The organism is Aromatoleum evansii (assembly GCF_012910805.1).
GTDB classification, from domain to species: Bacteria; Pseudomonadota; Gammaproteobacteria; order Burkholderiales; family Rhodocyclaceae; genus Aromatoleum; species Aromatoleum evansii.
The window spans coordinates 1-24182 of the sequence record NZ_WTVK01000058.1 but is presented as its reverse complement, the minus strand read 5'-3'; the positions used below and the strand labels follow the sequence as shown (position 1 = coordinate 24182).

At 68.8% G+C, this 24182-nt stretch carries 24 protein-coding genes and 1 tRNA gene; 12 read left to right on the top strand and 13 right to left on the bottom strand.

Annotated elements, in window-relative coordinates; translation table 11 throughout:
* Positions 1–24 precede the first annotated feature (24 nt).
* The 3 genes from GO615_RS22445 to GO615_RS22435 all read right to left on the bottom strand — a co-directional run bounded on the left by GO615_RS22445 (position 25) and on the right by GO615_RS22435 (position 3485).
* On the bottom strand, positions 25–486 hold the full coding sequence (locus tag GO615_RS22445) for a DUF4124 domain-containing protein (RefSeq protein WP_169132109.1): 462 nt from the start codon (positions 484–486) through the stop codon (positions 25–27).
* A 134-nt stretch (positions 487–620) separates the two neighbouring features.
* Complete coding sequence (gene glnA, locus GO615_RS22440; RefSeq protein ID WP_169132108.1) at positions 621–2030, bottom strand: type I glutamate--ammonia ligase; 1410 nt, start codon at positions 2028–2030, stop codon at positions 621–623.
* 276 nt (positions 2031–2306) lie between these two features.
* A complete protein-coding gene (locus GO615_RS22435) occupies positions 2307–3485 on the bottom strand; it encodes a cation diffusion facilitator family transporter (protein ID WP_169132107.1) in 1179 nt (392 codons plus the stop codon).
* Between the two features lie 60 nt (positions 3486–3545).
* Here GO615_RS22435 and GO615_RS22430 point away from each other — a divergent pair, with 60 nt between their 5' ends.
* From GO615_RS22430 to GO615_RS22405, 6 genes are all read left to right on the top strand, one after another.
* Complete coding sequence (locus GO615_RS22430; protein WP_169132106.1) at positions 3546–3998, top strand: rhodanese-like domain-containing protein; 453 nt, start codon at positions 3546–3548, stop codon at positions 3996–3998.
* A gap of 79 nt (positions 3999–4077) precedes the next feature.
* Positions 4078–5178 (top strand): quinolinate synthase NadA, encoded by a 1101-nt coding sequence (nadA, locus tag GO615_RS22425; RefSeq protein WP_169132105.1) that lies wholly within the window; start codon positions 4078–4080, stop codon positions 5176–5178.
* 22 nt (positions 5179–5200) lie between these two features.
* On the top strand, positions 5201–5950 hold the full coding sequence (locus tag GO615_RS22420) for an endonuclease/exonuclease/phosphatase family protein (protein ID WP_169132104.1): 750 nt from the start codon (positions 5201–5203) through the stop codon (positions 5948–5950).
* Positions 5947–7107, top strand: a complete 1161-nt coding sequence (clsB, locus tag GO615_RS22415) for a cardiolipin synthase ClsB (RefSeq protein ID WP_169132103.1) — start codon at positions 5947–5949, stop codon at positions 7105–7107. The genes GO615_RS22420 and clsB overlap by 4 nt, the downstream gene beginning before the upstream one ends.
* A 90-nt stretch (positions 7108–7197) precedes the next feature.
* The gene (locus GO615_RS22410; protein WP_169132102.1) at positions 7198–7431 is read left to right on the top strand and encodes a DUF2789 domain-containing protein; all 234 of its coding nucleotides are present in this window, start codon (positions 7198–7200) and stop codon (positions 7429–7431) included.
* A gap of 48 nt (positions 7432–7479) precedes the next feature.
* The gene (locus GO615_RS22405) at positions 7480–8190 is read left to right on the top strand and encodes an SDR family oxidoreductase (protein ID WP_169132101.1); all 711 of its coding nucleotides are present in this window, start codon (positions 7480–7482) and stop codon (positions 8188–8190) included.
* A gap of 7 nt (positions 8191–8197) precedes the next feature.
* On the opposite strand, the gene gluQRS is transcribed toward GO615_RS22405, so the two are convergent.
* Entirely contained in the window at positions 8198–9124 is a 927-nt protein-coding gene (gene gluQRS, locus GO615_RS22400; protein ID WP_169132100.1) for a tRNA glutamyl-Q(34) synthetase GluQRS, read from the bottom strand.
* Positions 9125–9268: 144 nt separating this feature from the next.
* On the opposite strand from gluQRS, the gene GO615_RS22395 reads away from it, so the two are divergent.
* A complete protein-coding gene (locus GO615_RS22395) occupies positions 9269–10900 on the top strand; it encodes a glycosyltransferase family 39 protein (RefSeq protein ID WP_169132099.1) in 1632 nt (543 codons plus the stop codon).
* Complete coding sequence (locus tag GO615_RS22390; protein ID WP_169132098.1) at positions 10897–12186, top strand: sialidase family protein; 1290 nt, start codon at positions 10897–10899, stop codon at positions 12184–12186. The genes GO615_RS22395 and GO615_RS22390 overlap by 4 nt, the downstream gene beginning before the upstream one ends.
* Positions 12187–12676: 490 nt before the next feature.
* On the opposite strand, the gene GO615_RS22385 is transcribed toward GO615_RS22390, so the two are convergent.
* Complete coding sequence (locus GO615_RS22385) at positions 12677–13618, bottom strand: ChbG/HpnK family deacetylase (protein ID WP_169132097.1); 942 nt, start codon at positions 13616–13618, stop codon at positions 12677–12679.
* A 100-nt stretch (positions 13619–13718) separates the two neighbouring features.
* On the opposite strand from GO615_RS22385, the gene GO615_RS22380 reads away from it, so the two are divergent.
* From GO615_RS22380 to GO615_RS22365, 4 genes are all read left to right on the top strand, one after another.
* The gene (locus GO615_RS22380; protein WP_339380109.1) at positions 13719–14717 is read left to right on the top strand and encodes a glycosyltransferase family 2 protein; all 999 of its coding nucleotides are present in this window, start codon (positions 13719–13721) and stop codon (positions 14715–14717) included.
* Positions 14714–16360, top strand: a complete 1647-nt coding sequence (locus tag GO615_RS22375) for a glycosyltransferase family 39 protein (RefSeq protein ID WP_169132096.1) — start codon at positions 14714–14716, stop codon at positions 16358–16360. Before GO615_RS22380 ends, GO615_RS22375 begins: the two co-directional genes overlap by 4 nt.
* Positions 16357–16782: a GtrA family protein gene (locus GO615_RS22370; RefSeq protein ID WP_169132095.1), complete on the top strand. Its 426-nt coding sequence runs from the start codon at positions 16357–16359 to the stop codon at positions 16780–16782. Before GO615_RS22375 ends, GO615_RS22370 begins: the two co-directional genes overlap by 4 nt.
* A gap of 68 nt (positions 16783–16850) precedes the next feature.
* Complete coding sequence (locus GO615_RS22365) at positions 16851–17495, top strand: pseudouridine synthase (protein ID WP_169132094.1); 645 nt, start codon at positions 16851–16853, stop codon at positions 17493–17495.
* A 58-nt stretch (positions 17496–17553) separates the two neighbouring features.
* Here GO615_RS22365 and ychF read toward each other — a convergent pair whose 3' ends face one another.
* The 8 genes from ychF to GO615_RS22325 all read right to left on the bottom strand — a co-directional run.
* On the bottom strand, positions 17554–18645 hold the full coding sequence (gene ychF, locus GO615_RS22360; RefSeq protein WP_169132093.1) for a redox-regulated ATPase YchF: 1092 nt from the start codon (positions 18643–18645) through the stop codon (positions 17554–17556).
* Entirely contained in the window at positions 18642–19262 is a 621-nt protein-coding gene (gene pth, locus GO615_RS22355) for an aminoacyl-tRNA hydrolase (protein ID WP_169132092.1), read from the bottom strand. The genes ychF and pth overlap by 4 nt, the downstream gene beginning before the upstream one ends.
* A gap of 48 nt (positions 19263–19310) precedes the next feature.
* Positions 19311–19913, bottom strand: a complete 603-nt coding sequence (locus GO615_RS22350) for a 50S ribosomal protein L25/general stress protein Ctc (protein WP_169132091.1) — start codon at positions 19911–19913, stop codon at positions 19311–19313.
* A gap of 77 nt (positions 19914–19990) precedes the next feature.
* Positions 19991–20941, bottom strand: coding sequence for a ribose-phosphate pyrophosphokinase (locus GO615_RS22345; RefSeq protein ID WP_169132090.1), 951 nt, complete (start codon positions 20939–20941; stop codon positions 19991–19993).
* 74 nt (positions 20942–21015) lie between these two features.
* Positions 21016–21092: transfer RNA gene (locus GO615_RS22340), tRNA-Gln, on the bottom strand.
* 20 nt (positions 21093–21112) lie between these two features.
* A complete protein-coding gene (gene ispE, locus GO615_RS22335; protein WP_169132089.1) occupies positions 21113–21967 on the bottom strand; it encodes a 4-(cytidine 5'-diphospho)-2-C-methyl-D-erythritol kinase in 855 nt (284 codons plus the stop codon).
* Positions 21949–22539, bottom strand: a complete 591-nt coding sequence (locus tag GO615_RS22330) for an outer membrane lipoprotein LolB (protein ID WP_169132088.1) — start codon at positions 22537–22539, stop codon at positions 21949–21951. Before GO615_RS22330 ends, ispE begins: the two co-directional genes overlap by 19 nt.
* A partial coding sequence (locus GO615_RS22325; RefSeq protein ID WP_169132087.1) for a tetratricopeptide repeat protein occupies positions 22536–24182 on the bottom strand: 1647 nt, incomplete at its 5' end. The genes GO615_RS22330 and GO615_RS22325, both read right to left, overlap by 4 nt.

The window sequence follows — 24182 nt, the reverse complement described above, 5'->3', positions numbered from 1 at the left end:
AAAACACGCCAGGCAGCCGCCCCCTTACTTCAGGTTGCCGAGTTCCTTCCTGAGGGCCTCGATGTTGCGCTGGTGCAGTTCGACCGTGTCGCGCAGCGGTTGCAGGCGGGCCTGGACGACAGGCAGCCGACGCTCTGCGCCCTGGTAACGCCCTTCCTGCTCGGCGACGGCTTTCTGGGCTTCGGCAAGGGCGGCTTCCTCGGTGGCGAGCTCCTTTTCCAGCACCTGGCGTCGGGTGTCGTCGCGGGCGCGCTGGGCATCAGGGGCGACGCGGGGGAAGTTCGACGGCGTCGGCTGCGCGGACGAGCGCTTGGGTGGGGCGGGAACCGAAGAGACGGCCTGGTCGTCGCTGAGCTGCTTGCAGCCGCGGCCCTGGTTGCGGTCGTTGGTGTAGGTGACGGCGCCGTTGGCGTCGACGCACTTGAAGACCTGAGCCTGGGCCAGGGGTGATGCGAGCAGAAGGAGCAGTACCGGAAGTGTTCGCATGTCCGTCGGTCGGTGAGTCTGGGATGCGTCCGGTGTGGCGGCTGGCCCTCCCGCAACGCATACGTGGGGCATTAGACCCCAGAAAAAAGGGACGGGCAATGCCCGTCCCTCTTCGACTCAGCGCAATCCGGGGATTACAGGCTGTAGTACATGTCGAATTCCACCGGGTGGGTGGTGATGCGCATGCGGTCGACTTCTTCCATCTTCAGCGCGATGTACGCATCGATGAAGTCGTTCGAGAACACGCCGCCACGGGTCAGGAATTCGCGGTCCTTGTCGAGGTACTCGAGCGCCTGGTCGAGGCTGGTGCACACGGTCGGGATCAGTGCATCCTCTTCCGGCGGCAGGTCGTACAGGTTCTTGTCGGCCGGATCGCCCGGGTGGATCTTGTTCTGGATGCCGTCCAGGCCGGCCATCATCAGCGCAGCGAAGCACAGGTACGGGTTGGCCAGGGGATCCGGGAAGCGCGCTTCGATGCGGCGGCCCTTCGGGTTGGCGGTGTAGGGGATGCGGATCGAGGCCGAACGGTTGCGTGCCGAGTAGGCCAGCTTGGTCGGGGCTTCGTAGTGCGGCACGAGGCGCTTGTACGAGTTGGTGCCCGGGTTGGTGATCGCGTTCAGCGCGCGAGCGTGCTTGATGATGCCGCCAATGTAGTACAAGGCGGTTTCCGACAGGCCGGCGTAGCCGTTGCCCGCGAACAGGTTCTGGCCGTCCTTCCAGATCGACTGGTGAACGTGCATGCCCGAGCCGTTGTCGCCGACGATGGGCTTCGGCATGAAGGTCGCGGTCTTGCCGTACTGGTGCGCGACGTTATGCACGATGTACTTGAGGATCTGGGTCCAGTCGGCGCGCTGGGTCAGCGTGCTGAACTTGGTGCCGATCTCGCACTGGCCGGCGTTCGCGACTTCGTGGTGATGCACTTCGACGGGTACGCCGGCGGCTTCGAGCGCGAGCACCATGGCGGCGCGAACGTCGTTCAGGCTGTCGACCGGGGGAACCGGGAAGTAGCCGCCCTTGACGCGCGGACGGTGGCCGGTGTTGCCGCCTTCGAACTTGTCGGCGGTCGACCACGCGGCTTCTTCCGAGATGATCTTGCTATACACGCCCGACATGTCGACGGACCACTCGACGGCGTCGAAGATGAAGAATTCGGGTTCCGGGCCGAAGAAGGCGGTGTCGCCCAGGCCGGTGCTCTTCAGGTAGGCCTCGGCGCGCTTGGCGATCGAGCGCGGGTCGCGGTCGTAGCCCTTGCCGTCGGACGGCTCGATGACGTCGCAGGTCAGGACGAGGGTGGTTTCGTCGAAGAACGGGTCGATGTAGGCGGTGCGGGCTTCCGGCAGGAGGATCATGTCGGAGGCCTGGATGCCCTTCCAGCCGGCCAGCGAGGAGCCGTCGAAGGGGTGGCCGTGCTCGAAGTGATCTTCCTCGAACGCCGAAACGGGCAGGCCGACGTGGTGTTCCTTGCCACGGGTATCGGTAAAGCGCAGGTCGACGAAGCGGACTTCGTTTTCCTGGATCATCTTCATGACGTCTTGAGCGTTCATATTCACTCCTGGTGAAAAGAGGCGAAAGCGGTTGTTGGTGACGGAAACTTCCGATGGAGCGGATGTAAGCAGTATCCGTGCCATGCGCAAGTTCGACGTTGTCGGGCATTGTGCCACAAGGGCGGGCGCGCGTATCGCGGACGCGCGTGTACGCGGGCGATGCGGCGGTGGTTGCGCCGGGGCGGGAGAGGCTGGGGCGTGCGCGAAGCCAGGGCGGGATGGCGGAATATCATCAGAATGCACCGAAAGTGTGCGCAATGTGCGATGCGCGCACTGTCATGGTGCAATCCTGCCCAGAATGGTGATGGTGCGGTAGTGCGGACGTTCGGCGAGCAGCGTGTCGATGCGCAGGCGCAGCTCGTCGCGGGGGATGCCGTCGAGGTCGGTCGCGCCGAGGATCACCTCGGCCTCGATACGGTCGCCGAGGTAGTGGATCAACACGCGCGGAGGTGTCGCGAGCGGGCGGTCGAAAAGGGTTTCGAGGGTATGCACGATTTCGGTGCGTTCGGGCAGCGGCGCGAGCCCGGTGCCCTGCATCGCCGCATCGTTCTCGGCATCCACATGCACCAGGACCTCCCGCACTTCGGGGTGTGCGGCGCGCACGCGGAAGTACACGGTGTCGGATATCTGGTGCCCTTCGGACACGGTGATGCGCGGGTCGACCTGGATGTGGGCGTCGCACAGCACGCGGTCGGCCATGCGGCGGGTGCGCAGGTCGTGCAGGCCGATGACGCCCGGGGTCGCACGGATGGTGTCGCGGATGCGTGCCACGTCCTGCTCCGACAGGCCGGTGTCGATGAGTTCGCGCACGGCCTTCCATCCGAGTCTCACTCCCATGTGCAGGATCAGGAAGCCGACGACCGCGGCCGCGAGTGGTTCGAGAAATGGGTAGCCGGCCAGGCCGCCGCCGATGCCTGCGGCGACGACCAGCGAGGATGCAGCGTCCGAGCGCGCGTGCCAGGCGTTGGCTTCGAGCACGGGCGCCTTCAGCCGCCGGCTCGCGGTGAGGGTGTAGCGGAACAGGAGCTCCTTCGCGACGAGGGTCGCGAGCGCCATGCCGAGTGCGGCCGGGTGCAGTGGCAGGGCCGCGTCCATGTGCTGCAGGCGCAGGCCCGAACTCCACAGGAAGCCCATGCCCACGCCGGCGAGCACGAGCCCGAGGAGCAGCGAGACGGCCGTCTCGATGCGCCCGTGGCCGTAGGGGTGGTCGCGGTCGGCCGGTTCGGCGCCGCGTCGCCCGGCCAGCAAGACGAGGAGATCGGTGAACAGGTCGGACAGCGTGTGCGCGGAGTCGGCGACGAGACTGAAGGCGTTGGCGAACAGTCCGACCGCGATCTGGCCGATGGTTAGCGCGGTGTTCGTGGCGATCGCGACGAGCGCGACGCGCTGGATGCCGCGGCTGCGTGCCTCGTCGGGGGGGCTTCCGCGCGACTTGCCTGATGTCGGGTGGTCCATGGCGCCAGCGGTATGGGTATACTCAGGTTCCGATCGAGCAATTCTATCCGGATGGATGCAATGGGAAAGTTGACCGACCTGCTCCGCCTCGCCCAGCAGCGTGCGCAGGAGATGAAGCTCCCGTACGCGGGCGCGTTCACCCCGGCCGAGGCCTGCGAGGTGTGGCGGCTCGCGCCCGGCGCGAAGCTGGTCGACGTGCGTACGCGTGCCGAATGGGACTGGGTCGGTCGCGTGCCCGGTGCGGTCGAGATCGAGTGGATGAGCTATCCGGGCAATGTGCCCAACGCGCACTTCCTCGCGCAGTTCAAGCGCGAGGTCGACCCCGAGGCGCTGGTGATGTTCCTGTGCCGTTCGGGGGCGCGCTCGGACAAGGCGGCGCGCGCCGCGACCGAGGCCGGTTACCAGAGCTGCTACAACGTGCTCGAGGGATTCGAGGGCGACCGCGATGCGAACGGCCAGCGCAACCGCATCGGCGGCTGGCGCCACGCCGGGCTGCCCTGGCAGCAGGGCTGAACGCGCCCGTTCGCCCGTTTGAACCGCCGGCACGCTGCCGGTTTGATTGATGATTCTTGCGACAGAAATACCGAAGACGATGCAGACCGCGACCATCAGTTTCGACCGTTTCAATGCCTTGCGCGACGACGAGGCCCAGGAGCGCATTCGTGCCGCACGTGCCCGCCTGGGCGAGCGCGCCGTGCTGCTGTGCCATCACTACCAGCGTGCCGACGTGTACCAGCACGCCGACCTCACCGGCGACTCGCTGAAGCTGTCGCGGCTCGCCTCGCAGACCGACGCCGAATTCATCGTGTTCTGCGGCGTGCATTTCATGGCCGAGGTGGCCGACATCATGTCGCAGCCGCACCAGAAGGCCATCCTGCCCGACCTCGCGGCCGGCTGCTCGATGGCGGACATGGCGAACCTCGCCAAGGTGGAGCGCTGCTGGCGCGAGTTGCGCGAAGTGCTCGGCACGCCGGACACGCTCATCACGCCGGTGACCTACATCAACTCGGCGGCCGACCTGAAGGCCTTCTGCGGCGAGCACGGCGGCATCGTGTGCACCTCGACGAACGCGCCGGTGATCCTCGACTGGGCCTTCGCGCAGCGCGAGAAGGTGCTGTTTTTCCCCGACCAGCATCTGGGGCGCTGGACCGGCTACAAGAAGGGCATCCCGCTCGAGCAGATGGTGGTGTGGGATCCCGACCTGGAATACGGCGGCCTCACGCCGGAGCAGATCCGCAATGCGAAGATCCTGCTGTGGAAGGGGCACTGCTCGGTGCACCAGATGTTCCAGGAAAGCCATATCCGCCGCTGGCGCATGCAGCATCCCGAGGGCCTGGTGATCTCGCACCCGGAAAGCAGCCTCGAGGTGTGCGTGAATTCGGACTACGTCGGTTCGACCGAGTACATCATCAACGTGATCAAGAATGCGGCGCCGAACACGCACTGGCTGGTCGGCACGGAGCTGAACCTGGTCAATCGCCTGGCCGAGGAAGTGAAGCCGGACGGCAAGATCGTGCAGTTCATGGCGCCGACGGTGTGCATGTGCTCGACGATGCAGCGCATCGATCCGCAGCATCTGGCGTGGACGCTGGAGAACCTCGCCGACGGCAGGATCGTCAATCACATCCAGGTGCCGCCGCACGAGGCCGAACTCGCCAAGGTGGCGCTGGACCGGATGCTGGCGGTGTCGTGACCGACGGTGCGGAGGCCGGAGCATGAAGCTGCGCATCTGCACCTACAACATCCACAAGGGCTTCTCGCAGTTCAATCGCCGCATGGTAATCCACGAGCTGCGCGACCGCCTGCGTAGCCTCGATGTCGACCTCGTGTTCCTGCAGGAGGTCCAGGGCCTGCATCTGGGGCACGCGAGCCGTCATGCGAACTGGCCCGAGCCCCCGCAGCACGAGTTCCTCGCCCAGGACGTGTGGCACCAGACGGCCTACGGCGGCAACGCCGTGTATGACCACGGCCACCACGGCAACGCGATCCTGAGCCGCTTCCCCATCGTTTCGGCGAGCAATCAGGACGTCTCCGACCACCGCTTCGAGCGTCGCGGGCTGCTGCATTGCGAGGTGCAGGTGCCCGGCATGGCGCAGCCGGTGCACTGCGTGTGTGCGCACCTGGGGCTCTTCGCGGGCAGCCGGCGGCGGCAGATGGAGGCGCTCGCGGATCGCATGGAGCGGCTGGCGCCGGACGGCGCGCCGCTGATCATCGCGGGCGACTTCAACGACTGGCGCAACCGGGCGCAGGACCTGCTGGTCGAGCGCCTGCGCGTCCGCGATGCGTTCGATGCCGGACGCGGCCGCCCGCCGCGCAGCTTCCCGAGCAAGATGCCGGTGTTCCGGCTCGATCGCATCTACGTGCGGGGCTTCGCGGTGACGCAGGCAGCGGTGCATTCCGGGCCTCCCTGGTCACGCATTTCCGATCACGCCGCACTGACCGCGGAACTGGAGCCCGCCGGGTGAGCGCCTTCGTCGGCGGCAATGCGATCACCCTGCTCGAGAACGGCGCCGATTATTTCCCGGCCTTGCTGCAGGAGATCGAATGCGCCGGGCGGGAGATCTTCCTCGAAACCTATATCTTCGAGAACGACGAGGCCGGCGCGCGCGTCGCGGCCGCGCTGGCCCGTGCGGCCGCGCGCGGCGTCGCGGTACGCGTACTGGTGGACGGCTTCGGCGGCCGCAGCTTCGTGCGCTCGCTGATGCCGGGGCTGGTCGCGAGCGGTGTGAGCGTGCAGATTTACCGGCGCGAGCTGCGCGTCTTCGCGATGCGGCGCCACCGCTTGCGCCGCCTGCATCGCAAGCTCGCCGTCATCGACGGACGCGTGGCCTTCGTCGGCGGCATCAACATCGTCGACGACCTGACGCCCGACGGTCCGCCGCACCCGCGCTACGACTACGCGGTACGCGTCGAGGGGCCGCTGGTCGGGCCCATCCTGCACTCGGTGCATCACGTGTGGCGGCTGGTTGCCTGGGCCGGGCTGCGGCAGCGGCGCCCGCAGCCGCTCCTTGCGTCGGCGCGCACCGATCCCGCGGGCAGCGTGCGCGCGAGCTTCCTGATCCGGGACAACCTGCGCCATCGCCGCGACATCGAGGAGGCCTACCTCGACGCGATCGGTGCGGCCCGGCGCGAGGTGGTGATCGCGTGCGCGTATTTCTTCCCCGGGCGGCGCTTCCGCCAGGCGCTGGTCGATGCCGCGGAACGCGGCGTGGAGGTGGTCCTGCTGCTGCAGGGGGTGTCGGATCACCCGATGCTGCTGTACGCGACGCGTGCCCTGTACCCCTTCTTCCTCGCCCGCGGCATCCGCCTGTTCGAATACCGGCAGAGCGTCCTGCACGCGAAGGTGGCCGCGATCGACGGGCGGTGGGCGACGGTGGGGTCGAGCAACATCGATCCGTTCAGTCTGCTGCTCGCCCGCGAGGCAAATGTGGTGATCGACGATGCCGGCTTTGCGGCGAGTCTGCGCGCGAGCCTCGAGCGCGCGCGCGCGAATGGCGCGCATGAACTGCGCAGCGGCGACTGGGGGCGCCTGTCGCGACTGCGCCGGGTCGCGAGCTGGGCGGCGTACCAACTCGTGCGCCTGGCGATCGGCGTGGCCGGCTACGGCAGCCGGCACGACTGATTCCGTGCCGGGCTGAACTCGACCGCGGCGTGAAAGTCCAAAGGCGTGTCCGGCGACGCGCAGGCGTCGTCCATTCCCTGGAGGTGTGCCATGGAACAGCCGCTCCACACGATGAGCCATCTGTTTGCCCAGCTCGGGCTGCCTTCCGACGAAGCAGAGATCGAACGCTTCATCGCCGCGCATGCGCCCTTGCCGCGCGACGTGGAGCTCGCCCGGGCGCCGTTCTGGTCGCCGCAGCAGGCGGCCTTCCTCAGCGAGGAGCTGAAGGAGGATGCGGACTGGGCCGAGATCGTCGACCAGCTCAACGTCCGCTTGCGTTCCTGATGCTCGTCCGGAGGTGCCGCGCTTCGGTGCGGGACGGGGAGTTTCATCATGGAAGAGCGCATCATCACCGTCGTCAGCGGGGCCAGCCGCGGGCTCGGGCGTGCCGCGGCGCACCGGCTCGCGACGATGGACGGGCATCTGGTGGTTGCCACGGCGCGCAACCCGGAGGACCTGGAGCCGCTGCGCTCCAAGCTCGCCCTCAGCGGCCACGTCATCGAACCGCATCAGCTCGACATCACCGACGATGCATCGGTGATCGCGCTGCGCGACTGGATCGCGGCGCGCTTCGGTCGCGTCGACGTGCTCGTCAACAACGCCGGCATCCTGATCGACCGCCATTCGACCAGCATCCTCGAGCTGCCGCTCGAACAGCTGCGCGAGACGCTGGAGACGAACCTGGTCGGGACGCTGCGCCTCACGCAGGCGCTGCTGCCGCTGATGCGAGCGAGCCGCGCGGGGCGGATCGTCAATGTCGCCTCGAGCATGGGACAGCTGGCGGAAATGGATGCGGGCACGCCCGCCTATCGCATGTCGAAGACGGCGCTCAACGCGCTGACGCGCATCCTCGCGGCGGAGCTCGCGGGGACGCGGATCAAGGTCAATTCGGTGTGCCCGGGCTGGTGCCGCACGGATCTCGGCGGGCCGGAGGCGCCGCGCCTGCCCGAGGAGGGCGTCGAAGTCGTGGTGTGGGCTGCGACCTTGCCCGACGACGGGCCGAGCGGCGGCTTCTTCCGCGACTGTGAGCCGATTTCGTGGTAGCCCGGCTTCAGGAGAGCGTGGCGGCCAGTCCGGCCGGGGCCTGCGCCTGAGTCCGTCGCGGCACGCGTTCGAGCTTCCAGTTCGCGATCGCCCAGGCCCATAGCCCGGCCAGGGGGGCGTGCGCGAGTTCGGCGGGCGGCGGGTGGCCGAGGAAGGCGAGCGCCGCCGCAAGCGCCGTGCCCTGCGGCAGGACGTCGATCGGCGCCGCGAGCGTCTGCTTCGAGAGCTTTTCGCCCGCCGCATTGACGACCACCGGCAGGTGCGCGTAACCGGGCGTCGGCACGCCAAGCAGATGCTGCAGGTGGATCTGGCGGCCGGTCGAGCCGAGCAGGTCGGCGCCGCGCACGACGTCGGTGACGCCGGCGGCCGCATCATCGACCACCACCGCGAGCTGGTAGGCGAACTGCCCGTCGCCGCGCAGCACGACGAAGTCGCCCACGTCGCGTGCGAGATCCTCTTCCTGCCGGCCCTGCACGCGGTCGTCGAACGTCACCGTGCCTTGTGCGCGCACCCGCCACGCGTGGGCGCTGCGCCCGGGCGGCAGGCCCTTGCGGCAGGTGCCGGGATAGATGCGCGAGCCGTCGCGCGCGAGCGCGGAGTCGGCCATCTCGCGGCGCGTGCAGGCGCAGGGGAAGACGTCGCCCGCGGCCCTGAGCTGTTCGAATGCGGCGCGATAGGCGTCCAGTCGTCGGCTCTGCCAGGCGATTTCGCCGTCCCATTCGAAGCCGAAGCGTGCCAGCGTCGCGATGATGGCGTCGGCGGCGCCGGGCACCGTGCGCGGGGCATCGACGTCCTCGATGCGCAGCAGCCAGCGACCTGCGCGGCTGCGCGCCTCCAGGTAGCTGCCGATCGCGGCGACGAGCGAGCCGAAATGCAACGGCCCGGTCGGGGAGGGCGCGAAGCGGCCGATGTACGGTGGCGGTGCGGGAGGCATGGGGCGGTGGAGGGTGCGGTCGCGGCGCGGTCGCAGGGGCGCAAGCCGCGCATGATAACATTGCGCGCCCCGGCGACCTGCGCCCCGCCGGCGCCTGCGGTTCCCGACCATGTTTCCCTGTTTAGGCTTCCGCCCCGACCCATCGTGACGCCCGATTCCCGAAACCTGTACGGCTTCTACCTGCTGCTGGGCGTGGTGTATCTGGGCGGCCTCTGCGTGCCGCTGATGAACAACGATTCGGCGCACCACGCGACGATCGCGCTGCACATGCACCTCACGGGCGACTATGCGTCGCTCGTGACCCAGGGCGAACCCTACCTGGACAAGCCCCACCTGCTGTTCTGGCTCGCGGCTGGCGCCTACAAGCTGCTGGGCGTCAGCACCTTCGCGTTCAAGCTGCCGTCGCTGCTGTTCAGCGTACTGGGCGTCTATGCGACCTACGGCCTCGGGCGTGTGCTGTATTCGCGCGAGGTGGGACGGGTCGCGGCGCTCGTGCTCGCGAGTTCGCTCGCCTTCATCCTCGCGAACAACGACGTGCGCATGGACGCGGTGCTCACCGCGGCGATCGCGTTCTCGATCTGGCAGCTCGCGGAGTTCGCGCACTACCGTCGCTGGACCAGCCTCGTGCTCGCCGCAGTGGGGCTCGCGCTGGGTTTTGCGACCAAGGGGATGATAGGCGTGGCGATGCCGGCGATCGCGATCTTCGTGCATCTGCTGTACCGCCGCGACTGGCGCGGGCTCTTCGATCCGCGCTGGCTCGTGCTGGCGCTGCTCACCCTGGCCTTCGCAGCGCCGGTGCTGTGGTCCTATTACCAGCAATTCGGCATCGACGGGGTGAAGTTCATCCTGTGGTCGCAGAACTTCGAGCGCCTGTCCGGTGGTCGCTTCGGCACGGCGGGCGGGAGCGATCCGCTGTTCTTCTTCCACACCTTCCTGTGGGCCTTCCTGCCATGGTGCCTGCTCGGCGCGGCGGCGGTGTGGGCGCGGGGGCGCGAACTGGTCGCGGCACGGCTGCGGCCGGTGCCCGGGCAGGAGATGCTGACATTGGGCACGATCGCGGTGATGTTCGGCATCATCTCGAGCTCCGGATTCAAGCTGCCGCACTACCTCAACATCCTGCTGCCGCTGTTCTCGGTGCTGCTCGCCTCCTGGCTCGTGCCGCGCATGCGGGCGCCGGCCCCGCGCGGCGCAAAACTGGCGCAGTGGCTGGTGTGGGGCCTGATGGGGGCGCTGGCGCTCGCGCTCAATGCCTGGGCCTTCCCGCTCGATCGCGTCGTCGTCGCGGCCGGTGCCGTGGCATTGACGGTCGCAGGACTCGTCCTCGCGCGCCGGGCGCAGGGCATGGCGCGACTGGTGCTCGCTTCGGTGGCGGTGGCGGCGGTGTTCAATTTCCTGCAGAACTTCAACGTCTATCCGCAGCTGTTGCGCTACCAGGCCGGCAACAATCTGGCGCAGGCCTTGCAGGCGCGCGGCATCGACACCCGGGCGGTGAGGCATCTCGACGCGCGCGCGAACAGTTTCGATGTCTACACCGGACAACTCACCCGGCCGGTGACGCTGGACGAGCTGAAGGCGGCCCGCGAGCCGGTTCTGGTGTATGCGGGCGAGGGCGGACGCAAGGCGATCGAGGAGGCCGGCCTGCGGGTCGAGGTGCTGGCCGAGAACCCCGAGTTCCGCGTCACGCGGCTCAACATCCGCTTCCTCGATCCGGGCCGGCGCGAGCAGACCTTGTCGCGCCATTACGTGCTGCGTGTCACGGGGGGAGGACAGCAATGAATCGCAAAGCATCGCGCGGCCTGCGTGCACTGGCCTTCGCGGCGATCGCCGGCGTGAGCGTGTGGGCGGCCTGGCCGGGGGTTCAGACTGCGCCGGCGGCGGGCTTCGTCGTCCCGGCGGCACCGGCACGCAGTGGCGAGGCGAGCGTGCCGCAGCTCGCGAGCTTCGTCGTGAATGCGGCCGAGCCGGCACGCGTGCACGCCGCCTCGATCGCCGCGCTACCCGACGGAAGGCTGTTCTCGGCCTGGTTCGGCGGCTCGCGCGAGGGCGCGACCGACGTGAAGGTCCATGCCGCCTTCTTCGATCCGGCGGCCGGGCGCTGGGGCGAGCAGCTCACGATCGCGACGCCGGAGCAGACGACGCGCGATCTCGGCCGCCTCGTGCGCAAGATGGGTAACCCGGTCGCCTTCATGGTGCCATCGGGCGAGCTGTGGGTCGTGTATGTGAGCGTGACCGTGGGCGGCTGGGCGACCAGCCACCTCAATCTGATCCGTTCGTCCGACCAGGGGCGGACCTGGGCTCCGGCGACGCGGCTGGTCGCCTCGCCGTTCCTGAACCTCAGCACGCTCGCGAAGGGCGCCCCGGTGTTCTTCGCCGACGGCGACATCGGTTTGCCGGTGTATCACGAGATGGCCGGCAAGTTCGGCGAACTGCTCGTGCTGACGCCGGATGGTCGGGTGCGGCGCAAGCAGCGTCTGGATCACGGCAACCGTTCGCTGCAGCCGGTGGTCCTGGTCAAGGATGCGCGGGCTGCGGTCGTGCTGCAGCGCTTTGCGGGCGAGAGCAAGCCGCCGCGCGCCTGGCGCAGCGAGACGCGCGACGGCGGGCGCACGTGGTCCGCCGTCGAGGCGAGCGATCTCGCGAACCCGAATTCGGCGCTGGCCGCGCTCGCGCTGGAAGACGGCCGCCTCATCGCGGTGGCCAACGACACCGAGGACGAGCGGCTGCGCCTGTCGCTCCTGGTGAGCGACGACGACGGCCGCCACTGGCGCGCGATCCATCGTTTCGAGGATCGCGAGGAGTTCCTCGGCCGCAGCTTCGGCCCCGACGTGCTGCGCCCCCTGCTGACGCGCGACGTCGAGTCGCTCGGGCCGGGGCCGGCGACGGACTCCGTGTTGCGCAATGCCGAGGCGAACCTCTGCCGCGGCGAGACCTGCTCCTGGCAGTACGATTATCCCTATCTCGTGCGCGGCGCCGACGGCGACTTCCACCTCGTGTATACGTGGAATCGCTCCTTCATCCGCCATCTGCGCTTCAACCGGGCCTGGCTGGAGGAAAGACTGTGATCCCCGCGCTGTTCGACTCCCTCGCGTGGGCCTGTGCGTTCGCGCTGTGCGTGCCGGGACTCCGCGCTCGGCCCGGAGCCGCCGCGGCGGTGGTGCTCGCGGTCGCGACGCTGCTGTGGGTGCCCCTTGGCGGAACGAGCCTGCTGGCGGTGCTGCGCGGTGCGGTCGGGGCCGCGTCGGTGGCGACGGTGGCAACGCTCGGGGCCCTGCTGTGCGCGCGCTGCGCGTCCGCATGCGTGTTCCCGCGCGGCGAACGCGTGCTCGTCGCGGCGCTGGTTGCCCTCACCGGGCTGCTGTTCTACCCGCCCGCGCTGGGGCTGGGGGCCGTCGATCCCTATGCGTGGGGCTACGGCGGTGCGGCGATGCCGCTGGTGGTTGGCGCTGTCGCGCTTGCAGCGGTCGCGGCGCGGCGGTGGGTGATCGCCACGGCGCTCGCGGCCGCGCTCGCCATGTGGCGTCTGCAGCTGCTCGAATCGAGCAACCTGTGGGACTACCTGATCGACCCGCTGCTCGCGTCGGGCGGGCTGGTCTGGCTGATCGCCGGCGCGGGGCGCGCGAAAGCGGCGAAGCGTGCCGGATGCAGACCCGCCGCAGCCAGGTCCTCGGCGAACGCGGGCGAGGCCAGGTAGGCGAGTTCGGTCTCGCGCGGCGTCGTGAGCGTGTCGCACGCGCGCAGTTCGTCATCGACACGGCCCGGGTGCACATGCACGAGCGGCCGCGGCCCGCTGCCGGCGAGGAAGGACTGCATCAGCGTACGGAACGGGATCCGCCCGGAAAAGTCGTGCAGCCCCGCGAAGCCGCTGTTCGCGGGCAGGCCGCGGCGGCGCAGCAGCCGGTGCAGGCCGACGCCGAGCGTGGAGATCAGCAAGGCCTTCGGCAGGGCCGTGCGACGCTGCAGACAGCGCGTCAGCGGCTCGCAGCAATCGCGCACCCACACCGAGCCGGCGGGGTAGCGACGCAACAGTTCCTCGACGACAACCTCGCGTATGCCCGGCAGCACGTGGGCGTGCTGATGGCCGTCGATGTAGTCGGGCGGGGCGTTCCAGGCGTCCTCGAAGGCGTCCAGCTGCGCGCACAGCTCGGTGCGTATCGCCTGTCGCGGCAGTGCCCGTGCGAGCGCGCGTGGAAGCAGCCGGCCCATCGACGGCAGCCGGCCGGCCTGCGCGAATCCGGTCGCCGCGCTGAGCGGCACGTGATCGGTCAGCGTGAGATGCAGCCCGACGTCGGCCGGATGCGTCGCGACGGTTTTGCGCAGCAGGCCCGCGCGCCGTTTCCAGTCGGGCAGCGGAGTCATGCAGCTCGTCGCGGACAGGCGTCCGGCCGCGATCAGTCCGGCGATCGCTTCGCTGACGCCCGGTGCGATGCCGTAGTCGTCGGCGCAGACGATGATCGGGCGGGCCGGAAGGCGGTCGGTGGAGGGCTGTTCGTTCATGGCCCTCCTTATAGCGGCTCCGGCGTCAACGCGCCAGCGCCCGTTTGCGTTTATCCTGCGAGGTTTGGCGCCTCGCCCATCCATCATCCGCCGGAATAACGTGCCTGCTTCCACCACCCGCGCACCCGTGCGTGCCGCTCCGTCCCCCGTTTCCCCACCGCTGCTGTCGGTCGTGATCCCGCTGTACAACGAGAGCGGCTCGCTCGGGGAATTGCACCGGCGCGTGAAGGCGGCCATAGCCGGCTTGCCCTTGGCCGGGCACGAACTGGTTTTTGTCGACGACGGCAGCCGCGACACGACCTTCGACGAGGTCGCGGCGCTGGCCGCCATCGACCCCGCGATCCGGGCGATCCGCTTTGCGCGCAACTTCGGCAAGGAGGCCGCGATGGCCGCTGGCCTGCGCGCGGCGCGCGGCGACGTCATCGTGCTGATGGACGGCGACCTGCAGCATCCGCCCGAGCTCATCCCCGAGATGCTCGCGCGCTGGCAGAGCGGCGCGAAGATGGTGACCGCCGTGCGTCGCTCGCGCGACACCGATCCCTGGCTGCGGCGCCAGCTCTCGCGCGGCTTCTACGGCCTCTTCAAGCGTGTCTCGGAGGTCGCGCTGGAGGAGGGGGGCGGCGACTTCCGCCTCTTCGACCGCGCGGTCGTCGATGCCATCAACAGCCTGCCCGAGCGTACCCGCTTCATGAAGGGCATCACGAGCTGGGTGGGTTTCCGCCAGGAGACGATCGACTTCGAGCCTGCCGAGCGCGCCGCGGGGGCGTCCGCCTGGTCGCTGCTGCGCCTGCTGCGCTACGCGATCGACGGGCTGTCGGCCTTCAGCACGCTGCCGCTGCGCGTGTGGTCGATGGTCGGGATCTGCATTTCCGGCCTGTCCGTGCTGTACGGCGGCTGGCTGGTGGTGCGCACCGCGATCTTCGGCATCGACGTCCCCGGCTATGCGTCGCTCATCGTCTCGGTGCTGTTCCTGTCCGGCATCCAGCTGATCAGCCTGGGCGTGCTCGGCGAATACGTCGGGCGCATCTTCACCGAGGTCAAGCAGCGGCCGCTGTACCTGGTATCCGAGCGCATCGGCTTCGACGAGGCGGCCAAGTGAGCGATCGTGCCGTCGTTCCGGGCGCGCCGGGCGCGTCCGCAGGCATCTTGTCGCCGCAGCTCGCCTTCCGCCTCGCGCTGCTCGTGTTCGCCGTCCTCGGCGCCTATGTGCTGTTCGCGTTCGACCAGCACGGCATCAGCAACGACGAGGAGGTGCAGCACGTCTACGGGCGCCTGCTGCTCGACTTCTACGCCTCGGGCTTCGCCGACCGCAGCGCCTTCGCCTACAAGAACCTGTATCTCTACGGCGGCCTCTTCGACCTCATCGCCGCGGCGCTCGAGCGCGTCGTGCCGATGAACGTGTGGGATCTGCGCCACCTGCTGTCGGCAGGTTTCGGCCTGCTCGGCCTGGCCGGCACCTGGCTGCTCGCGCGCCTGCTGATGGGCGAGGCCGCGGGGCTGGTCGCCCTCGCGCTTCTCGCCCTGACCGGTGCGTGGTCCGGCGCGATGTTCACGCACACCAAGGACGTGCCCTTCGCGACGACGATGGTGTGGTCGCTGTATTTCACGACACGTTTCGCAAGCCGCCTGCCGGCAGTGAAGGCGGGCGATCTCGTCGGCCTTGGCATCGCGCTCGGCTGCGCCTTCGGCCTGCGCGTCGGCGCCGTGTTCGCGGTGTTCTACCTCGGGGTCGCCGTGCTTGCGGCGGCCTGGCTGAACGGCGCGGATCTCCGCGCGCGGTTCGCCGTGCTGCGGCGGGCGGTCCTTGCGCTGCTGCCTTCGGCGGTGCTCGCGTTCGCGCTGCTGGGCGTGTTCTGGCCGTGGGCGGTGCAATCGGGCGGCAACCTCGTGAAGGCGATGACGACCTTCTCGCGCTTCTCCTTCGAGCTGTACACGATCCTCGACGGCGCGGTGATGAAGAACGGCGAGGTGCCCGGCCACTACCTCGCGAGCTATCTGCTCGTGCGCCTGCCCGAGTTGTTCCTGCTCGGCGTCGCGCTCGCCCTGCTGAGCGCGCTGCGCGCGCTCCCCGGCCTGTTCGCGTCGGAAGAGGGCCGCAGCGCGACCCTGCGCTGGCTGCCGGTGACGCTCGCAGCCGCATTTCCGCTCACCTACACGCTGCTCGCGGCGCCGCCGCTCTACAACGGCATCCGGCATTTCACCTTCCTGCTGCCGCCGCTGGCGGTGCTCGGCGGCGCGGGACTCGTTGCGACCGCGGCGCGCCTTGCCCGGTTTCCGGCCATGCGCGTGCTGGCCGGGGGCGTCTGTGCGCTGCTCGCCGTCACGCATCTCGTGACGCTCGTGCGCCTGCATCCATACGAGTACGTAGCCTACAACGGCCTCACCGGCGGCCTGCGCGGCACCGAAGGGCGCTGGGAGCAGGACTACTGGGGCGACGCGCTGCGCGAGGCGGCGGGACTCCTCAATGCGCGCGTCGCGGCCGAGGGGGCCGCACCGCGCACCTGGACCGTCGCCGTATGCGCCGAATCGGTGCAAGGCGCGGCGTGGCTCGCGCCGGGGCTGGAGGTCACGCGCGACTGGCGTGCCGCCGACTTCTTCCTCTCGCCGACGCACATGGACTGCGACACGGCGGTGAAGGGCGAGATCATCGGTGAAGTTGCGCGCGAAAGCGTCGCCCTGGCCGTCGTGCGCGACCGGCGCATGCTCGTCGGCGCTGATCGCGAACCGCGTCCGCCGCAATGAGCGTGCGCGATCGTCTGCGTGGCCACGCCGGCCGCGTCCTGCGCTTTGCCGCCGTCGGAGCGGTCGGCACCGCCGCCCATTACGCCCTGCTGCTCGCGCTGGTCGAAGGCGCGGGCGTCGATCCGATCGTCGGATCGGTCGCGGGTTTCCTGCTCGGCGCGCTCGTCAATTACACGATGAACCGCAGCCTCGTGTTCCGCTCCGACCGCGCCCACATCGAGGCGCTGCCGCGCTTCCTCGCGATCGCCGGCATGGGCCTGTGCTGGAATGCCCTGCTGATGTACCTGTTCGTCGATCTCGTGGGCGTGCATTACCTCATCGCGCAGATCGTCACGACGGCCATCCTGCTCGGCTGGCATTACGTCGGCAATGCCTTGTGGACCTTCCGCAAGCATCCGGCGGGCACGCGTGGCGGGCGTTAGAATGGGCGCTCTCCCGATCTGCAGCGAACGCACCGCGAAGCTCAGCCGCTTTCTCCGTCTCGACTAACGTGCCACATCTCGAACCCCGGATCGTCTACGCCGACGACTACATCATCGTCGCCGAGAAGCCCGCCGGCCTGCTGTCAGTGCCAGGTCGCGGCGAACACAAGCAGGACTGCCTCATTGCCCGCATCCAGAAGACCTACCCGGATGCGCGCATCGTCCATCGCCTGGACTATGACACCTCTGGCCTGATCGTCCTCGCGCGCGGTGCGGAGATGCACCGCCGGCTCAGCATGGCCTTCGAGAAGCGCGAGGTGGACAAGCGCTACTTTGCGCTCGTGCACGGCCACGTCCTCTCGCAGGATGGCGAGGTCGACCTGCCGCTGATCGTCGACTGGCCGAACCGCCCGCGCCAGATGGTGGATCCCGTGAACGGCCGGCGCGCGCTGACCAACTACCGCGTCCTCGAGCGCAGCGGCATGGGCGCCGAAGCCGTCTCGCGCGTCGAGCTCGAGCCCGTCACCGGGCGCTCGCACCAGTTGCGCGTCCACATGATGACGATCGGTCACGCGATCCTCGGCGATTCGCTCTACGCCCCGCCCGACAGCGCCGAGCGTCACCCGCGGTTGCACCTGCACGCGGCGATGCTCGCGTTCGCGCACCCCGAAACGAAGCGGCCGATGAAGTTCGTCAGCCCCGTGCCGTTCTGAACGGCAGAAACAAGAAAGCCCGGCGGACCGGGCTTTTCGGGGGGAGCGGCGAGGCGGCTCAGACGTTGAACAGGAAGTTGAGGACGTCGCCGTCCTTGACGACGTATTCCTTGCCTTCCGCACGCATCTTGCCCGCCTCCTTCGCGCCCGCTTCGCCCTTGTAGGCGATGAAGTCGTCGTAGGCGATCGTCTGCGCACGGATGAAGCCGCGCTCGAAGTCGGTGTGGATCACGCCCGCGGCCTGCGGGGCGGTGTCGCCGACGTGGATCGTCCAGGCGCGCACTTCCTTCACGCCGGCGGTGAAGTAGGTCTGCAGGCCCAGCAGCTTGTAGCCGGCGCGGATCAGGCGATCCAGGCCCGGCTCGTCAAGGCCCATCGACTCGAGGAAATCCTTCTTGTCGGCGTCGTCGAGGTCGGCGATCTCGGCCTCGATCGCGGCGCACAGCGCCACGACTTCGGCGCCTTCCGCCTTCGCGTGGGCGCGCACGGCGTCCAGGTGCGGATTGTTCTCGAAGCCGTCCTCGGCGACGTTTGCCGCATACAGCACGGGCTTCGCGGTGATCAGGCAGAAGGGCTTGAGGCTCGCCCATTCTTCCTTGCTGAGGTCCAGCGCGCGCACCGGCTTCGCCTCGTTCAATTGGGCGAGGCACTTCTCCAGCACCGCGACGAGGATCTTGGCGTCCTTGTCGCCCGCCGCGGCGGGGCGCTTGTAGCGATTGACGGCCTTCTCGACGGTGGCCATGTCGGCCAGCGCGAGTTCGGTATCGATGACCTCGATGTCGCGGATCGGATCGACGGTGCCGGAGACGTGCACGACGTTGTCATCGGCGAAGCAGCGCACGACGTGCACGATCGCGTCGGTCTCGCGGATGTTGGCGAGGAACTGGTTGCCCAGGCCTTCACCCTTCGACGCGCCCGCGACCAGACCGGCGATGTCGACGAACTCGACGATCGCGGGCTGGATCTTCTGCGGCTTGACGATCTCGGACAGCGCGGCGAGGCGCGGATCGGGCACCTCGACGATGCCGACGTTCGGCTCGATGGTGCAGAACGGGTAGTTGGCCGCTTCGATGCCGGCTTTCGTGAGGGCGTTGAAGAGGGTCGACTTGCCGACGTTGGGCAGGCCGACGATGCCGCATTTGAGGCTCATGGGCTGGGTTCTTCCTTGGATTTGGCCGGTTTGGGTGCGGCCGGACGGGCATTCAGGCGGGTTCCGGCAGCGTTCCAGTCGCCGCGGGCGATCGTCGGCCAGGTCGCGAGCGCGCGTTCCATGGCTTCGTCGATCAGCGTCTGCTCCTCGCGGCGCGCGGGCTTCAGCACGAAGTTGACGACCTCGTTGCGGTCGCCCGGATGGCCGATGCCGATGCGCAGGCGCCAGTAGTCGTTGGTGCCGAGATGGGCCGAGGTGTCCTTGAGGCCGTTGTGGCCGCCCAGGCCGCCGCCGAATTTCAGGCGCAGTTGGCCCGGAGGGATGTCGAGTTCGTCATGGACGACGAGGATCTCGGCCGGGGTGATGCGGTAGAAGCGCGCGAGGGCGCCGATGGCTTGCCCCGAGCGGTTCATGAAGGTCTGGGGCATCAGCAGCCAGACGCCGGCTTCGCGGGCATTGGCGACCAGGCCGTGGAAACGCGATTCGTGGCTGAAGCGCACGCCGAGCTTGTCGGCAAGGCGCTCACAAAACCAAAACCCGGCATTGTGCCGGGTCTCGGTGTATTCGGCGCCGGGATTGCCGAGGCCGACGATGAGACGCGGTGCTGCGGCGCTCATCGTGTCGGTTCCTGCGTCATCCCGGCGGGGCTTCCCGAGGCGTCAGCCTCAGGCAGCAGCGCCTTCGGCGCCTTCTTCAGCGGCAGCGCCCTTGACGGTGACGGCGGTCGCGACGACCGGGTCGCCCTCGCCGTGCGCAACCAGCTCGACGCCGGCCGGCAGCGGGAGCTGCGACACGTGGATCGACTCGCCGGCCTGCAGGTTGGCGAGGTCGACTTCGATGAACTCCGGCAGGTTGCCCGGCAGGCAGGAGACATCGACTTCGGTGATGGTGTGCGAGATCATGCAGCCGCCGAGCTTGACGGCCGGGCTCACGTCGCCGTTCACGAAGTGCAGCGGCACCTTCAGGTGGATCTTCTGGCTCGCATCGACGCGCTGGAAGTCCAGGTGCAGGACTTGCTGGCGGAACGGGTGCCACTGGGTGTCACGCAGCAGGACGGGCTGCTTCACGCCGTCGACGTTCACCGACAGGATCGATGCGTGGAAGGCTTCCTTGCGCAGCAGGTGGTACAGCTCGTTGTGGTCCAGAGCGATGGCCTGGGCTTCGCCCGAACCGTAGATGATGCCCGGGATCTGGCCGGCGCGACGCAGGCGGCGGCTCGCACCCGTGCCCTGTTCCACGCGCTTGGTGGCCTTGAATTCGATTTGCATTGCGATACTCCTGGTTGAAACGATCCGTCCGCGACCAGACGGATGGGTTGAATCCCCGGCAGAGCCGGGGACGAAATTCATTCCATGAACAGCGAGCTGACCGATTCCTCGTTGCTGATGCGCAGCATGGTGTCGGCGAGCAGCGAGGCAACCGAAACCTGGCGGATGCGCGAACAGGCCTTGGCGTCGTCGCGCAGCGGGATCGTGTCGGTGACGACCAGCTCGTCGAGGTCGGACTCGGAGATGCGCGAGACCGCGGCGCCCGACAGCACGGCGTGCGTGCAGTAGGCCAGCACGCGGCGGGCGCCGTGCTCCTTCAGCGCGGTGGCCGCCTTGCACAGCGTGCCGGCGGTGTCGACGATGTCGTCCATGATCACGCAGGTGCGATCCTTGACCTCGCCGATGATGTTCATGACTTCGGAGACGTTGGCCTTCGGACGGCGCTTGTCGATGATCGCGAGGTCGCATTCCATGCGCTTCGCGAAGGCGCGCGCACGGACCACGCCGCCGACGTCGGGGGAGACGACCAGCAGGTCGTCGTAGTTCTGCTTGTCGAGGTCGGCGAGCAGCACCGGTGCGGCATACACGTTATCGACGGCGATGTCGAAGAAGCCCTGGATCTGGTCGGCGTGCAGGTCCATCGTCAGCAGGCGCTGGACGCCGACGGCCTGCAGCATGTTGGCGACCACCTTCGCGGTGATCGGCACACGCGCCGAACGCGGGCGGCGATCCTGGCGGGCGTAGCCGAAGTAGGGGATGGCGGCGGTGATGCGGCCGGCCGACGCGCGCTTGAGGGCGTCGACCAGGACCACCAGTTCCATCAGGTTTTCGTTCGTCGGCGTGCAGGTCGGCTGGAGGATGAAGACATCCTTGCCGCGCACGTTCTCGAGCAGCTCGACGTTGACCTCGCCGTCGGAGAAGCGGCCCACCGTGGCCGAGCCGATGGAAATGCCCAGTCTGCGCACGACATCCGCCGCGAGTTTGGGGTTGGCGTTGCCGGTGAAGACCATCAGGCTGCCGTAGGCCATGTCCGAATCTCCGATGCCGCTAGAATGGCAGGGTAAAAACGACTCGGGCAGGCGCGAGGCCTGCCCGAATGTGTTGGCTGGGGAGGAAGGATTCGAACCCTCGAATGCCGGAATCAAAATCCGGTGCCTTGACCAACTTGGCGACTCCCCAATGAAACCTGTTTCGCCCGCTCAATCGAGCCAGTCGTTCAACGGATGTCTTGCCAGACTTTTCGCCTTCCATGCCCGCATCGGCGCAGGGCACTTTTGGACGATGTCGTTCGCTTCCATCTCGCTGTCAACCTCGGCAAACACGCAGGCGCCCGATCCGGTCATCCGCGCGGGCGCAAACTGCGCCAGCCACTCGATTGCCGCACCGACCTCTGGATACCGATTGCATGCTACGCGTTGCAGATCGTTACGGGTGGTGCTTGCTGCGAAGTCCGTAATTCTGATTGGTTCCGTGTTTCGCGTCAACTCCTCTGCGCGGAAAATTTCTGCGGTGGGCACCAGCACCGGCGGTGCGACGACGACGTACCACGCCGGCGGCAGCGTGAGCGGCTGCAGTTCCTCGCCGACGCCCTCGGCGAAGGCGTCACGCCCGAAGATGAAGAAGGGCACGTCGGCACCGAGCTGCAGGCCCAGATGCGCGAGCGCGGCGCGGCTCAGTCCGGTGCCCCACAGGCGGTTCAGCGCGATCAGGGTGGTTGCGGCGTCGGAGCTGCCGCCACCCAGGCCGCCGCCCATGGGCAGGCGCTTGTCGATGGAGATGTCCGCGCCGCGGCGGCAACCGGTCGCCTGCTGCAGCAAGCGGCCCGCGCGCACGACGAGATCCTGTTCCGCCGGTACGCCGGCGACTTCGGTCGTGCGGCGCACGGCGTCGTCCGCGCGCAGGCCGAAGTCGAGGCTGTCGCCCCAGTCGAGCATGCGAAAGGCAGTCTGCAGCAGGTGATAGCCGTCGGCGCGGCGGCCGACGACGTGCAGGAAGAGGTTGAGCTTGGCCGGTGCGGGACAGCGTTCGAGGCGGGTCAACGGCGGGGCGTCCATTGGTCGATGAGGAGCCGGATGCGGGCATCGCCCCAGGTGGCGTCGATGCGGCGCGGCGGGGCGTCGGCTGCCGGGCCGGCGTACTCGACGTAGTCGATGATCCAGCCGGCGTCGGAGATGCGTGTCGGGCGGCCGGCTTCGTCGAGGCTCAGCACGCGCGCGCCGGGTCGGGTCGAGGCTTGCACCCAGTGCTGCAGTCCGTCGATCGGGGCGGGAACGCCCAGCAGGCGCGGCAGGATGGTGTCGGCGTCGGCGGCCTGCTCGGCGCTGCCGTCGGCGGTGAGCAGCATCGCGCCGCGCGGGGTGCGCACGAGCTGGCCGACGATCTGCCCGAGCGGGCTATACACGGTCCATTCGTCGGCGACCGGCGTGTGCGACCAGGTGATGGATCCGTTCGCGGCGCGTTCGCCGTCGCTGGCGGCGAGGCGTCCTTCAAGCTCGAACGCCGCGGCCACCGGGCGCGGCACGGCGGCGAGGCTGCGTGCCGTCTGGCTCGCGCAGCCGGCCAGCACCAGAGCCGCGAGCGTCGCGGCGAACGCCCGCACGGCGGTCCGGGGGGCTGCGCGCTTCATTGGCCGCGCAGGCGCTTGACGGTGGATTTCAGCGCGTCGTTGTCGGGGTTGGTCTTGAGCGCCTCGTCCCACACGCGCGATGCGTCGGACTGGCGCTTGAGGGTCCACAGCACTTCGCCGAGGTGGGCAGCGATCTCGGGATCCTGGCGCATGCCGTAGGCCTTTTCGAGGTGGGCGAGGGCGCCGGCCGCGTCGTTGCGGCGGAAGCGTACCCAGCCCATGCTGTCGAGGATGAAGGGGTCGTCGGGGGTGAGTTCGAGTGCGCGCACGATCAGCGCCTCGGCCTCGTCGAGGCGCAGGCCGCGGTCGGCGAGGGAGTAGCCCAGCGCGTTGTAGGCGTGCGAGAAGTCCGGGCGCAGCGCGATCAGCTTGCGTAGCCGCCCTTCCATGATCTCGTGCTTGCCGAGGCTCTCGGCCAGCATCGACGATTCATACAGCAGGTCGGTGTCGTCGGCGTTGTCGCGCAGGGCGCCGTCGATCAGCTCGAAGGCTTCGGCGTCCTTGCCTGCGCCGCGCAGGAGCTGGGCCTCGGCGAGCAGCAGGCGCTTGCGCTCGGACTGTTCGACCTTGACGCCGCGCAGGTGCTCACGCGCTTCCTTGAGCTTGCCGTCGCGTGCGAGCACCGAGGCGATGCGCAACTGGGCGTCGAAGTGCTGCGGCCCCGGTTCGATAGCACGATACCAGCGCAGGGCGGTTTCGCTGTCATTGCGCCGTTCGGCGACCTGCCCGAGGTTGAGGCGGATGCTGTCGTCGTCCGGGTGGCCGGCGTTGAGTGCGCGTTCGAGCTGGGTCACCGCGACGTCGTAGTCTTCCAGCTGGGCGGACAGCAGGCCGACGGCGTACATCAGCTCGCGGTCGTCGGGCGCGCCGTCGAGCAGCCGGCGGAATTCCGCGCGCGCCGCCTCGAACTGCCGCGTCGACACCAGCGCGCGCGCATGGGCGAGGCGGGCGTTGCGGCTGTCGGGGTGGCGCTCGAGGTATTCGCGAACGAGTTTCGTGGCCTCCTGCATCGCGCCGGATTGCGACAGGAGCTGCGCCTTGAACAGCACGGCGGGCTCCCAGTCCGCGCGCAGGCGCAGCGCGGTGTCGATCGATGCGATGGATTCCATGATGTCGCCGGCGCCGACGGCGGCCTGGGCGCGGGCGAAATGGGCTTCGGGATGGCTGGTGTAGGGCTCCGTCAGGCGCATCACGATGCCCTTGACGGCTTCCTTGTCCTGCACGCGCGAGAAGGCGCGGTTGAGGCCCATCAGGTGGTTGTCGAGGTTCTCGGGGGACTGCGCGAGCAGGCGTGCGAGTTGTGCCTGGACCTGTTCGAGCTGTCCGTCGCCGCCGGCCAGCAGGCCGGCGAGGATGCGGCGCGCTTCCTCGGAGTCGGGCTCGGCTTCGGACCAGATGCGGGCGGCGTCGATCGCCGCGGGCATGTTGCGCGCATACAGCGCGACTTCCATCGCGCGGCGCGCAATGCGCGGGTCGCGCGTGCGCTGGGCGAGGTCGGCATAGGCCTGCACGGCGACGCCGATCTCGCCGCGTGCGCCCGCGATTTCGGCCAGCAGGAAGGTATATAGCGTGCGGGCGCTGAGTTCCTGGCCGGGCAGCGCGGCTGCGGGCGCCGTGTCGTCCGGGGCGGGTGCTGACTGGGC